This is a genomic window from Paenisporosarcina sp. P4_E4_2 (genome assembly GCF_056401595.1).
In genome coordinates, this window is sequence record NZ_JBFUJC010000053.1 from 1 (window position 1) to 12,617 (window position 12,617).

14 protein-coding genes and 1 pseudogene are annotated in these 12,617 nt (G+C 38.7%); 4 read left to right on the plus strand and 11 right to left on the minus strand.

Annotation, left to right across the window (positions count from 1 at the left end; genetic code table 11):
• Positions 1-143: pseudogene (locus AC1DSB_RS06280) on the plus strand (aldo/keto reductase); the annotation flags it as partial.
• 329 nt (positions 144-472) lie between these two features.
• Positions 473-772 (plus strand): hypothetical protein, encoded by a 300-nt coding sequence (locus tag AC1DSB_RS06285; RefSeq protein WP_477532257.1) that lies wholly within the window; start codon positions 473-475, stop codon positions 770-772.
• Positions 773-888: 116 nt separating this feature from the next.
• Here the strand turns inward: AC1DSB_RS06285 and AC1DSB_RS06290 are convergent, their stop codons facing one another.
• The gene (locus AC1DSB_RS06290) at positions 889-1,299 is read right to left on the minus strand and encodes a VOC family protein (protein ID WP_477532258.1); all 411 of its coding nucleotides are present in this window, start codon (positions 1,297-1,299) and stop codon (positions 889-891) included.
• A gap of 270 nt (positions 1,300-1,569) precedes the next feature.
• On the opposite strand from AC1DSB_RS06290, the gene AC1DSB_RS06295 reads away from it, so the two are divergent.
• Entirely contained in the window at positions 1,570-2,178 is a 609-nt protein-coding gene (locus AC1DSB_RS06295; protein WP_477532259.1) for a hypothetical protein, read from the plus strand.
• A gap of 78 nt (positions 2,179-2,256) precedes the next feature.
• Here the strand turns inward: AC1DSB_RS06295 and AC1DSB_RS06300 are convergent, their stop codons facing one another.
• The 6 genes from AC1DSB_RS06300 to ytxJ all read right to left on the minus strand — a co-directional run bounded on the left by AC1DSB_RS06300 (position 2,257) and on the right by ytxJ (position 6,687).
• Positions 2,257-2,706 (minus strand): GNAT family N-acetyltransferase, encoded by a 450-nt coding sequence (locus tag AC1DSB_RS06300; protein WP_016428467.1) that lies wholly within the window; start codon positions 2,704-2,706, stop codon positions 2,257-2,259.
• 356 nt (positions 2,707-3,062) lie between these two features.
• A complete protein-coding gene (locus AC1DSB_RS06305; RefSeq protein ID WP_477586134.1) occupies positions 3,063-4,103 on the minus strand; it encodes a helix-turn-helix domain-containing protein in 1,041 nt (346 codons plus the stop codon).
• Positions 4,104-4,385: 282 nt separating this feature from the next.
• On the minus strand, positions 4,386-4,760 hold the full coding sequence (locus tag AC1DSB_RS06310) for a nucleotide excision repair endonuclease (protein ID WP_016428469.1): 375 nt from the start codon (positions 4,758-4,760) through the stop codon (positions 4,386-4,388).
• A gap of 94 nt (positions 4,761-4,854) precedes the next feature.
• Complete coding sequence (locus tag AC1DSB_RS06315; protein WP_477586136.1) at positions 4,855-5,367, minus strand: GNAT family N-acetyltransferase; 513 nt, start codon at positions 5,365-5,367, stop codon at positions 4,855-4,857.
• 19 nt (positions 5,368-5,386) lie between these two features.
• The gene (locus AC1DSB_RS06320) at positions 5,387-6,202 is read right to left on the minus strand and encodes an STAS domain-containing protein (RefSeq protein WP_477532262.1); all 816 of its coding nucleotides are present in this window, start codon (positions 6,200-6,202) and stop codon (positions 5,387-5,389) included.
• 146 nt (positions 6,203-6,348) lie between these two features.
• Positions 6,349-6,687: a bacillithiol system redox-active protein YtxJ gene (gene ytxJ / locus AC1DSB_RS06325; RefSeq protein ID WP_477586138.1), complete on the minus strand. Its 339-nt coding sequence runs from the start codon at positions 6,685-6,687 to the stop codon at positions 6,349-6,351.
• 162 nt (positions 6,688-6,849) lie between these two features.
• Here ytxJ and AC1DSB_RS06330 point away from each other — a divergent pair, with 162 nt between their 5' ends.
• Positions 6,850-7,287 carry a YusW family protein gene (locus AC1DSB_RS06330; RefSeq protein WP_342542293.1) on the plus strand — a complete coding sequence of 146 codons (438 nt, stop codon included), beginning with the start codon at positions 6,850-6,852 and terminating at the stop codon, positions 7,285-7,287.
• A gap of 157 nt (positions 7,288-7,444) precedes the next feature.
• Here the strand turns inward: AC1DSB_RS06330 and AC1DSB_RS06335 are convergent, their stop codons facing one another.
• The 4 genes from AC1DSB_RS06335 to AC1DSB_RS06350 all read right to left on the minus strand — a co-directional run.
• Entirely contained in the window at positions 7,445-9,325 is a 1,881-nt protein-coding gene (locus AC1DSB_RS06335; protein ID WP_477532265.1) for an alpha-E domain-containing protein, read from the minus strand.
• Complete coding sequence (locus AC1DSB_RS06340) at positions 9,325-10,770, minus strand: circularly permuted type 2 ATP-grasp protein (protein ID WP_477532266.1); 1,446 nt, start codon at positions 10,768-10,770, stop codon at positions 9,325-9,327. The genes AC1DSB_RS06335 and AC1DSB_RS06340 overlap by 1 nt, the downstream gene beginning before the upstream one ends.
• 284 nt (positions 10,771-11,054) lie before the next feature.
• Positions 11,055-11,750 (minus strand): TerC family protein, encoded by a 696-nt coding sequence (locus tag AC1DSB_RS06345; protein WP_016428476.1) that lies wholly within the window; start codon positions 11,748-11,750, stop codon positions 11,055-11,057.
• 114 nt (positions 11,751-11,864) lie between these two features.
• Positions 11,865-12,617 (minus strand): ABC transporter substrate-binding protein (locus tag AC1DSB_RS06350; protein WP_477586141.1); only part of this gene is annotated, 753 nt, incomplete at its 5' end.

Consider the following 12,617-nt stretch of genomic DNA (forward strand, 5'->3'; position numbering starts at 1 on the left):
ATCATGGAGAAACGGTTTTTGCGATTCCCGGTGCCACTAAAGTTCATCACGCACAAGATAATGTCGGTGCATTAACGTTTAAACTCGATGCGGGAGAACTCGAAGAAATTTCACGCGCTTCGTGGAAAGTTCTTCAAAAATAACAGGAATAGTTATATTTCGAGGAGTGAGTTCATGTTAGAAAAATGGATTGAAGAAGCGACCGGACATCGTGTTAGGAGAAGTGACACTTTAGTAATCCGATCCCACCGTTAATCGTCACAAAAGAACAAATTGATGTAGGACTTCAATTACTAGACGAAGCATTAATGGAATACGAAAAAACATTAATGAGTTTAGAGGGTATATAGAGAATGAAATGACTAGAGGCTGACTCACTATTGAGTAAGCCTCTTTCTCTATTATTTTGAATAACGCCTTCATAGATTGATATATCAAACATATAATGGATTAAAGAAAGGAGAGCTTYGTAATGACCGATCCCATTCAAACAATGATTCAATTATTACAAACGCTGATCCCCCTTATACTGGGTACCATTCTCTTTTCCAGCACCCTGATGTCTCCAAAAAGATGGCTTGTCGCCATCACTTTATTTATAGGAATTAGCGGGCCATTCATTTATTCCCTGTTTGATGAACAATCTCATCCCGCAATCGGTGCAAATATCGGTTTGGGTCTCTCCATACTTTTTGTATGGGTTTGCTCAGGACTGCTTGTACTCATTGCCCTCATTCGTATCTACTTCAACATAAAACAACAAAAAAACTAGAACAAGCGACATTTTGTCGAATGATTCTAGTTTTCTTTTGTTCTACATACATTTCGCTCAAATGTAACCAATAACAAGAAAATATACCGAAGGTCGCATAGCCGAGGTTTAATTTTTCAACTTGTCTCTTCATTCGCCAAATCTACAATGTTTTCACCAATAGGTTCCCACAATTCGATTTTGTTTCCTTCCAAATCTAAAATGTGTGCAAATTTCCCGTAACTTTCTTCCAAAATAGGTGCTAGGATTTCGACACCTTTCGTTTGAAGTTCTTCAGCCAATTCAACCAAATCATCTACGCGGAAGTTAATCATGAACTGCTTCTGTGATGGTTCAAAGTAAGTCGTCTCTTCTTTAAACGGCGCCCATATCGTCCTCCCTATACCAGGTGGCTTTACAGCATTCCACAGAAACATTTTGCCGTACTCATCCGAATCAATTCCTAATTTTTCTTTATACCAGTTACGCAAGGCTATTGGGTCCTCGCTTTTAAAGAACACTCCACCAATTCCTGTTACACCTGCCATTAATATCACTCCGATTTTTTATAGGTATTGTTAATCGCACATTTGCGCTAGTCACCTGAGCCAACAAATATGAAAACCACATACCTGTTGGCCTCAAACTTCACGTTCGTGCGGCAAGCAAGGTCAAATGCACTCCCTCGGTTTTTATTCTATTTCAACAGCTTTCTATAGCATAGCCCCTTTTAATAAAATGTTTTCTATAGATTAAAACTTTTTTGTCAAAATAAAGTCAAATGTAGTATTAATGACATGAAAGGAAGAATGAGCAAAGTGAAAAAGAGGAATAAGGCAATTCCACTGTTCATCACTTTTACTGCCGCAATGTTGATTGCACTCAGTTTGCAAACGGATAAAGGATCGGCTTTTATGAAAGAGATGAAAGACATGTTTCTCCCTGAGAAAGAATCGATTCAAAGCATCGAGGGAGAGGATGAAGAAACTGAAGTCCAGTTAAATAAAGGGAAAGATTCGGGATATGTGATTTATGTAGATGAGACACGCTACAAGCTGACCCACGGTGAGGAATCAGATATCATTACCCCTGTTTACCCAGTGCCTGAAAATTATCCGGAAGTGACGATGGAAATCAGGCAAGTTCCCGATGAGAAACCAGAAGAACTTGTTGCTAAATTTGGAACCGAGCTAAAAAAAGACTTTCCCGGGCTCCGGGATATTGTAGAAGTAACGGAACCCGTAAAAGGATTTGAGTTACATGGTGCAGCAGGGAATGAAGCAAACAGCAAAATCGTTCATGCTTATGTCATCAGTAACGGGAAAGATGGAAGCTTTGTCATCACGCAGTACTATTTCCTCGAAGCTGCTGAAGGACATGGAGCAAGATTTCATCATATGCTAAAAACCTTTGAGATCGTTGAATAACCTTTAAGAGGAGCCGGCCAATCCTGTTCCTCTTAAAGGTTTTTGTTTTCCACAAATAAATACTGGTTTACATGATGGTTAACCGAGTTTCATCACGTGTGTCGTATCAGGCGTATCATGAGTTTCTTCAAATCCGTTCGCCCGGTAAAAAGCATCTGCTTTTGCAGATTCAGTACGACACGTGATTTTTGAAAAATTTCCTTTGGCATGGTTCACAAGTTCGGTGAGTAATTGAGATCCTACCCCTTGTCGTCTGGCAACTCCGAGTGTATAAAATCTCCTTAAGCGAGCTTCATCTTTGTTTTCCGTATACGGATTTTGATTGATGCCGCCGATTGCCACTAATTTATCGGGACCTTCCCACACTCCGAAAAGTGCTTCCCCATCTTTGTTGAACGTATTTGATCCATCTTCATAATCATGTACTAAACGAGTCAAGAAACGGTAACCTTCTTCTTCACTTTCTGTTACCAGCTGCGATACGTCTACTTTCTTCAAATCTTCTATTCGTTGAACTTTGAACGTCATCTGAGTTTCTCCCCTTTAGTTAATAGTTTAATTATTCTAACTATATACTATTTCGCTAAACACGGACTCATTCCCTTTATTTTTGGCACTTTTAACTTCTTTTGATTTTTAATAAAGAGGATTTTTCATCGTACATTTCGGCTGAATGCATGTTCCGCTTGAGCAAAGAATATGGTCAAACTACCTTTGACCATACTCTTTCTTGCGGCTTGCTAGGTGCAAAAGTAATCTTATTAAAAATCAGCTTTAGCTTAAATAAAAGATGGATTCTGCTTTCTTGCCACGGACGACCTAGCAATTCTTTAATCACTTGAAATGTACACAAAAAAAGAGTGGGAAATTCCCACTCTTTTTCATTACGTTAAACTTCCACTGTATTTCAGCTCGTCAATTGAAAGTTGATCCGCCTTGCCATCTAAAATGGCTTCAACGTCTTGCAATGTTTGTGACAATGCCACTGTCTTTCCTTTTTGGCCCGTAACAGATTCTGCAACAAAAAATGGTTGCGTGAAATATGCTTCCAGCCGTCCTCCCCGTTGATATGTTTCCACCTCGGATGCAGGAATTTTCTCATTGCCATGCACAGCTACTACTGATCGTAATTCACGGTAGCGACGCAACAATTTTTGTGCACGCTGTCTCAAATTAAAATGACGTTGGTCCAAATCAATCCCTTCCAAAATCGAGGAAGTTGAATAAATCGGGTGGACAGCTGGGTATTGGTGACGGCTTGCCAAATCCGCATCCAGTTGCCACAATGTTTCAAGTGGACCATATGGCATGTCTTCGTCCACCACTTCCCCAGATAAATCTACAAGAATGGTTGTTACATTTTGCACGCGTTCTGCAACTAGTTTTTCCTGTAAGTCCAACAGTTCACCAGACACGATATAACTCTTGTCTGTAATGAATATCACTTCTCCATTTTGTGAAGTTAAAGTCGAGTATGTTTCATTGATCGTAGTTGTGACGATATCAGCCAATTCAGTTGTCCCTTCAAGTTCAGGATGACTCCCTTTCGGCAGTAAAAAGACTGTAGTGAGGTCGCTATCTTTAAAGCGATGCATCAATTCAGCCAGGATCACCACTTGCCCCATGCCTGGACGAGCCACTATACCTGTCGTACCGCCTTTTACAAGCGGTGCAAAGAAATCCAAAGTCTTAATTTGCGTTTCAATCATATTCAATTTCTCCCCTCGAATGATTAATTCGTCTATTGAACAATTAGCAAGTGATGCAAGACYAACCAAAGTGCGAACCTCCGCTTTTCCTAAATCAATTTTTCCCGTGCATAAATTAGACACGGTTGCTGGCCGAATGCCAATTGATTTCGCTGCGGTTGTTAAATTTGGAACTTTTCTTCTGAGTAAAGCGACATTTAAACGAATATTATCCATTATCCAATCCCCCTTTATTACTTTTAATAGTAATTTAAATTACTTTATAATGCAACAAGTTTTCTTTTTACAGTAAAAATAATTACTTTAAAAGTAACCAATGATTGCTCTTGTGATAAACTTTGCAATTTCAAAATCATGTATGAGGAGAAATTTATCAATCAAACTGGATCAATTAATTAGTTAAAATGAGGCATTTAACAATAAACGTCTCACAACCTCAAGCGAAATCAAATTTTAAACAATAAAAAAAGCCGTCCTTTACAGGACAGCTTTCAATAATTAATGTGTAAACTTTTTATCGACATTGTATTTCGCAACAAATTTATTGATGGCATAGGTCTCATAAATTTCACGTTCCATTGCATCATCAACATAGAAAATTTTAATTTTCGCTACTTCATCACGGTGCTCTTTAAGTGGTGAAACATTATCTTCAAAATGTTTTTTTACACGTTGTCTTACTTTACGTGCTTTCCCAACGAACAAAAGCTCATCTGCTTTGTTGTAAAACATGATGATGCCGCCTTTGTCTCGTGCAATTTGATGGAAGTCGATGAAACCATAAATTGATGGAATTTCTGGCTCGTCGTTTGATCGGTCTTGTTCACGTTGAACAATTGTTAAGTCTGGTTTTGGCATTTCAATCTTAATCATATTCAGTCACGTCCTCACTTCTTTAGAGTGTAATGCTATCACAAATAGCGTTAAAAATCTATCAGTTATACACAGTTCACCAATAGAGAAAGTTTTAGCCAACCCAATAACGTTTAATCACATTTCCATCATCTTCAACAAAGTCTTTGTCTTCGACGCCACCATTCTTTCGGATGGTTTTTTCAGAGCCGATATTAATTGCGTCACATACGACTAAAMCACGATTGATACCAAGCTCTCTTGTTTTTTCAAGAGCCAATCTCAGAATTTCTGTTGCATATCCTTTTTGGCGTTCAGATGGACGAATACCATAGCCAATATGTCCACCGGCGTTCATCAAGTGATTAGTTAACGAATGTCGAATATTGACCACTCCTAGAATGCGGTATTCCTCATCAATTAACCAGTAGGTCGAATCAGGCACCCATCCTTCGGGTAAGCCAATCCCTTTTTCAGCTTCCAGTAAGGACGAAACCATTCCTTCAAAATCTGTGGGGTCTTTACCGAWTACCCAAGGAATCATTTCTTCTTCGCTTTCTTTCCATTCCTCATAGAGAGACATATAAGCCAGCTTCAAGTCCACACTTGGTTTTACTAATTTCACCATGCATTTCACCTCACAACCTTTATCTTAAGCTTTCAATTGCCTGTTTCACACTGCCATATGTATTGAATGAAGTAAAGTCAATTCCTGCTTGAACTACTGCCATTGATAAGTTCGGCCGAATTCCAGTAAACATGATGTGAATACCCAATAATTGCAACACATTATGAATCGTGAAAATATGTTGGGCTACTTCTGAATCAATCGTTAAGATACCGGAAAAATCAATAATTAAATGATCTATGTCTAGAGTTGGTATAGTCGGTAGAACATTATTCAATAAATGCTGGACTCGTGAATAGTCAATAACACCGATTAAAGGTAAAACAGCAATACCATGCTGGATTGGTACGATTGGTGCAGACAATTCGTTGATTTCTTTTTGGCGATCTTTCAATTGGTCATCACGGTAAGCCTCATATGCAAAAATCGTTTCAATCATGTTGACATCCAGTAGATAGCTTATACGATTGTTGATTTTCAAAACATCTTCTGTCGATAAACCATGCTCCATCGAAATTCTATTAATGTTTTCCAAGTACATCAAACGATTTTTTGCATAAGGTTTGATCATTGTCGATAATTGAGAAAGCATAGCAGCTTGTTGTTCTCCATTCTTTTTACTCCATTTGACCAATTCCACAGCAGCTACTTCATTGCTATCTTCAAATGACTCAACCAATAACGTCAAAAATTCGACATTGATTTTGATTGATTGCTGAATCATTTCATCCGTTACTTCGAATTCCACGTTTTTAAGTGCAGAATCCATCATTTCTGTAACAATTTCTTCTGCATGATCCACCAAATATTTACCTACTTTTAAAATATCATCCACAATTGTGCACATCCTCAATTTATTATTGTTAACTATTGCTCTGTAAGAGAATATTACTATAAACACAAGTGGAAAGCATGAATATTCAGTAATTTACTAATTAAATAGTAAAAACCCACTCGAGTGAGTGAGTTTCGTTTTTTATCTTATCCTTGGGTACTTTGAATAGCCTGACCAATTTTTGATTCGGTAATGTTCCAGTGAGAAGCGTGCCAGACTGGCTCTTCGTTCGACACGATGAAAATTTGTGGTGATTTATGCTGAACGCCTAAATTACTTTCGATTTCATTCGATACTGGACGACTTTCGATGACTTTCACTAAGTAAGCGTCAACACCCGTTWCAAATGAAGTGAATTCGCGATAAGCAGCAGCACTCACAGGACAAGTAGTACTATGCTTGAACAGTAAGACAGGCTTTTCTTTTGATTGTTGAAGAACATTTTCCCACTCTGGAATTGTTGTGATTTCTGTATAGGTTGTCATCAGTCATCATCCTTTCAATAGTTAGTTTTCCTATTATCTCGAATTTCAAACCGATTTGCACATAACTTGCCTACGTACAAACAGTTTAAAATTCTTATACTTGAGCGATACTCATACTGTACTAAACTAAACCAACTCAACAATTTGAAAGGAGAACAAATCATGAAGACTAAAAAATATGCTTTTTATGGACCCTTCCTATTAACGACTGCGTTGCTGTTAAGCGCATGCGGAGAAAAGGAGGAAGTGAAAAATGGACCTACCGGGGAACAAGCCGAAAGTGAATTTGGATTCCGTTCTTTTGATTTAAATATAGATACGGCAGATCAGAAAGACGCAATTGATGTTTCGTTTGACGTGGATGTATCCGAGACTGAAGCGGAGTACTTGAATAAGCTGGAATCGTTAAATTTGTCGGGAGATAAAGCTTATAAAAAGCTTGAACCACTCTTTAAAGAGCTTGCACTTACGAAAGACATGAGTAAAGAAGAAGTCATTGAAAAAGTGGCAAAGGCCTTTGGCGTGGAAGAGTACAAGGAATTCGATTTGGAAGTTGAATTTTCCGACGGGGACGACCAAGAATTTAAAGATAACAAATAACCAAAAGCCAAGTAGCATTCATGATTCGCTACTTGGCTTTTATTATGGAAGTTCTCTGGAGGCATCGGCACAAACACACTACTTTTAAATCACGGTTCCCAGTGGCTGAAAAAATACAAAAAAGCCTTAACGCACAGTTTGTCGTCAAGGCTTCTTTTTATTGATCGATTAAACTGACGGATACTTTCACATCAAGCTCGTGGCTGCCACCTCGGTAAACCCCTTGCACCGGACTGACATCCCCGTAATCACGACCCACGCCAACCCGAATATGGTTTTCAAGTGCTTCCACATTATTTGTTGGATCTAGTCCTACCCAGCCTATACCGGGTACCATGACTTCAACCCATGCATGGCTTGCTGCGTCCCCAACTAATGCCGAATTTTCTCCGACATACAAATATCCGCTGACGTACCTTGCCGGAATGTGCTTAGCGCGAAGTATACCAAGCATGATGTGAGAAATATCCTGGCAAACACCTTTCTTCAAATCAAAGGATTCCAACGCTTTTGTTGAAACATTTGTCGAGGAACCGTCATACGTAAAACGATTGAACAAATAACCCATAACATCAATTGCATATTGAACAGGATTGGCCATCTGTCCGGTATCCTTATCGACTTGTTCCATTTGTTCTGGAGTTAAATAGGTGTATGCCGTATTACTTAAATAAGCTAAATAGTGACTGCTGAATAAATCGGAATGGAAAATTGCATACATTTCCGGTGAATAATCAATGCGATGAATCCAAGGACTCTTTTGAATGCTAACAATGGAAGTTGCCTTAACTTCCAGATGCTTATGATGATCCGCTATAAAAAATGATTCGACACTGTTCCCCCAAATATCCACATGTTCTTTCGTTAGAGCAACCGGATTAATATCCGTTCGATATGACAGCAATCGTTGACACTCATCCGTACGGGGCTTTAATCGGATTGAGTTCATGCTTTGATCCACCCATGAATCGTAATCAAAAATGTTGGTATGTTCAATTTTGTATTTCATGGAGGAAGCTTTTTCTGTAATCGGTTGTTGAGGAAAATCTAAAAATTGAACTTGTCGTTGCGTACCAATTGGTTCAATTAAATAATAAGTCTTCGAGAAAATTTGTCCAATTTCATTACATTTGTTTTGAAACGTGTTTAAAAAGGCCAGCATATCATCAGAATTTAACTCTTGAATGGACATTTCATCAAATTCATTTTTCACATTCTCAAGGGCGTAATATAATTCGGAAGAATAATGTGCAACTTTTGCATTCTCCAAAATATCAATGGCTGCCCTTACATGATTGATATTGTAATGAATCGACTGTGGGAACGACTCATCAGTAATTAAAAAAGTTAAGATGGTCTTCGGATCCATCTTGGGACGGTTTACTTTCAAATAGGCTTCATAGCCATTCAACATGCGAAGTGCCGATAACCATGCATAGTAATCGTCGCCTTTGTAAAACAACTGGGTTTCCCGTGTCTGTTCACATACCACGTTTAAAATACGTGCCGTTTTTTCTGCACGTTCCAACCACTTCCCGATTTTCATCATGCGATATGCGACACTGCGGGACATACCAGATTCAATAATCCCTTGGGCAGTCAGGCACGTCAATTTCACTTTACGCAAAAACGTGCGTAAGTGATGAATTGAAAAACTTTCCTGTTCTGCTTGAATGGTAAACAGATACAGATCATTCAGAACTTCAAATAGTTCATTCGGCAAGTGATCCCTACTGATTCGTGCATTTTCCCGGGCTACGCGAACACAACTGTATATTGAATTAAAATTATCTATATGGAAGGCTATATAACGAATATAATCTTCATCTTGAACATCTTCACTACTTTTTAGCTTATCTAGTTCGTCTTTAGTTGAACACGCTTCAAACATTATTTGCCAGTGTTTACCGTCTAACAAATCTTCACTCGAAGTCTCAACCATCTGTGTTAAATGAACGTCCAAAATTCGCGCGTTTGTTTCTGTACGTTCAATATTCCGTGCCATCCAATAGAGTGAATCTGCTACACGACTTAACATTAGCTCATCCCTCCAGACTTCATAACCCATGTATCTTTACCACCACCACCTTGCGATGAATTCACGACAAGGGATCCTTTTTTCAATGCTACTCGGGAAAGCCCCCCTGGGAATACATGTGTTTCTTTTCCTCTCATGACAAACACTCGTAAATCCACGTGACAAGGATAGAATTCTTCCCCTTGGTAGGAAGGAGCTCTCGATAATTTTATCGTCGGTTGTGCAATATATTGATGAGGGTTTTCAAGAATTTTTTCACGGAATTCCTCGATTTCCACTGAGGTTGCATGAGGCCCTACCAGCATGTCATAGCCTCCTGATGCCCCTACGTTTTTAACTACCAATTCGTGTAATCGTTCCAGTACCCAGTTTCGCTGTTCGGCATGATCAAGACGGTAAGTCATGACATTATCAATAATTGGGTCTTCTTTCAAGTAGTAACGAATCATATTTGGCACGTAGACATACATCGCTTTATCATCCGCCACTCCATTGCCAATTCCATTCAAAATTGCCACATTTCCTTGACGATAAGCCTCAAGCAAACCTTCAACGCCTAATGTTGAATCTTCCCTGAACGCCAGAGGGTCCAGGAAGTCGTCATCAATTCGACGATAAATGATATCCACTTTTTCAAGACCACGGATCGTTTTCATATAAACAATGTTGCCGGAGACGAATAAGTCACGGCCTTCAACCAGATGTAGACCCATTTGTTGTGCCAGAAACACATGATCATAGTAAGCCGAATTATAAATACCTGGAGTAAGTAGAACTGCTCGAGGATTGTCTACCCCTTCAGGAGCATGGTCCATAATCGCTTCGTGTAAATAAGTCACTTGATGCTCCAAAGTCTGAACGGAATGTTTTGCAAAAAATTCAGGGTATACCTGACGCATTACATAGCGGTTTTGGTAAACATACGAAATGCCTGAAGGGTTTCGTAAATTGTCTTCCAGTACTAAGTATTTGCCATTTTCATCCCGGATTAAATCGATTCCGGCAAGAAATATATGATTATTCAATGGAATTTTTATTCCCTGTACTTGTTTAACGTAATAATGAGGGTTGTCCACAACCAGTTCCTTAGGGATAATCCCGTCTTTAATGATTTGCTGTTCATTGTATACATCGTGCAAAAAGCAATTGAGTGCATTTGTACGTTGTACCATTCCTTTTTCTATTGTTTCCCAATCTTCTGGAGGGATGATGATCGGCACAAAATCAAAAGGCATTGTGCGTTCAGCGCCAACATTATTATGATAGACAGTAAAAGTAATGCCTTGTCTCAAAAACGATAATTGGGCTGTTTCATGTTTTTCTTTCAATTCATCAGCAGAAAAATTATGGAGCATTTCATAAAATTTTTGATAATGGTCCTTCGGTTTTCCGCTTGCCTTCAACATTTCGTCAAAAAACGGCTTAACTTTGTACGTAGTAAACATGAAAACACCCTCTCTATATACGAAGTTGGAAAATTAAGAAAATAGTACGTTAAGTTTATCATAAAGTTCCTCTTTTCATTACCCATACTCCTAAGTTTTGAAGCCTTCAAATAGAAATAAAATACACACTGGCATCACTAAGAATATGTGAATATAGGAGTCAAAAATGCACACATCTAAATGTGTTTTTAAAAAAGGATATATTTCAAAATAACTGCTCTCCATATAAATAAAAAAATGAGCTGCTACCCGTGATTTTTCAATCACGAAGGAGCAGCTCATTTTTATTTAGTAAGAACTTCTTTTTGCTGTCTTTTTTTGACTACAGTACCTAACCCAACAATTAATAACACAAAAGCAATCGGGATGATATATTCAAGAATTGGCCAAGTACGTTCTACAAATAAATGGCCATATTTATCATCAACCATCATTTTCCCAGCAGTATAGGCAATGATGCCCGAACCCGCCCACACAAGGAGTGGGTATTTATCCATTAGATTCATAATGAGCTGACTACCAAAAATAATCAGTGGCACACTAATAGCCAGTCCAATGACRATCAAGACGATATTTCCTTCTGCAGCTCCTGCAATAGCCAGTACATTATCCAGACTCATGACTAAGTCAGCAAAAATAATCGTACGAATAGCGCCAAACAGCGACGCTGAGGAGTGCAAATCTGGATCTTCATTAGCAGATTTAATTAAATCAAATGCAATATATAACAACAATAATCCACCAATAATTTCTACAAACGGGATTTCCAAAAGATAGACAGCCGCAAATGTTAGCACTACACGCAATCCAAGTGCACCCACTGTTCCAATGAAAATGGCTTTCTTGCGTTTGTCTTCGGATAATTTTCTGCTTGCTAGCGCAATGACGACGGCATTATCGCCACTTAATACGATATTAATCAAAATAATTTCAAGTAGTATGCCAAAGAAATGTGCATCCATTTTTTCATCTTCTTTCATTTTGTTCTGTAACTCTTATTACATCATACTCCTCAAACAAAATCTTTCAAGTTTCTTTCCAATAAAAAGCCCATGAAAGATGCCGTATGGCAACCCGTCATGGACTGAAATTTATCATTCATATTTGCCAATGATTTTAACTGCTTTTTCCGTAATGGCTGTATCAATGGCTTCATCAAAATCAAACTCGCCTCTAATTGCACCATTCTTCTTATACAGTTCGTACTGATCACGAATATCATCCGTGAACATTTTGCCATTTGGATCAAGTCCAGTGACAAATACATCTTTCCAAACAGCTGCATCTTTTAAAGCAGTGTATTCTGTCATGATGTCGATGATTTCATCTGTGCCTTCGCCTTTTTTGAAGGCATCATTGTAATCTCTTACACCTTTCAAGTAAGCTGCCATGAAACGTAAGGACACGTCCTGCTCGTCATTCATGAACTGCGGTGAACCTAGTACCATGGCAATTTGAGCTTCCGGTGCAAAGTCGGTTGCATCACCTAATCGAACATGAATACCCTCGGCAACGCCTTGCGTGATTAGAGGTTCAATATTCAAAGCTGCATCAATGGAGCCGTTTTCGATGGCTGCCATCATGTTTCCGAAATCCGGCATAAGAACAAACTCGACGTCATCCTTCGACAGACCTGCGTGGTCAAGCATTAGATGGTATATATAATCGTCAACTCCATGCTCCCCTGAAACTGCAATGCGTTTTCCTTTTAAATCACTGTATGTTTTGATTTCATCCTGTTTATCAGCACCTATTACAAATGTGAAGTAGGACTTCCCTTTTTCATTATGGCCTTTATCGGCCACAATTTTCACATCGATTCCTTGGGCAATCGCATTAAAGAAGGC

Coding starts and splice junctions, on each gene's coding strand:
- AC1DSB_RS06285 (WP_477532257.1), top strand. CDS start 473: ATGACCGATCCCATTCAAACAATGATTCAATTATTACAAACGCTGATC.
- AC1DSB_RS06290 (WP_477532258.1), bottom strand. CDS start 1,299: ATGGCAGGTGTAACAGGAATTGGTGGAGTGTTCTTTAAAAGCGAGGAC.
- AC1DSB_RS06300 (WP_016428467.1), bottom strand. CDS start 2,706: ATGACGTTCAAAGTTCAACGAATAGAAGATTTGAAGAAAGTAGACGTA.
- AC1DSB_RS06310 (WP_016428469.1), bottom strand. CDS start 4,760: ATGATTAAGATTGAAATGCCAAAACCAGACTTAACAATTGTTCAACGT.
- AC1DSB_RS06330 (WP_342542293.1), top strand. CDS start 6,850: ATGAAGACTAAAAAATATGCTTTTTATGGACCCTTCCTATTAACGACT.
- AC1DSB_RS06335 (WP_477532265.1), bottom strand. CDS start 9,325: ATGTTAAGTCGTGTAGCAGATTCACTCTATTGGATGGCACGGAATATT.
- AC1DSB_RS06340 (WP_477532266.1), bottom strand. CDS start 10,770: ATGTTTACTACGTACAAAGTTAAGCCGTTTTTTGACGAAATGTTGAAG.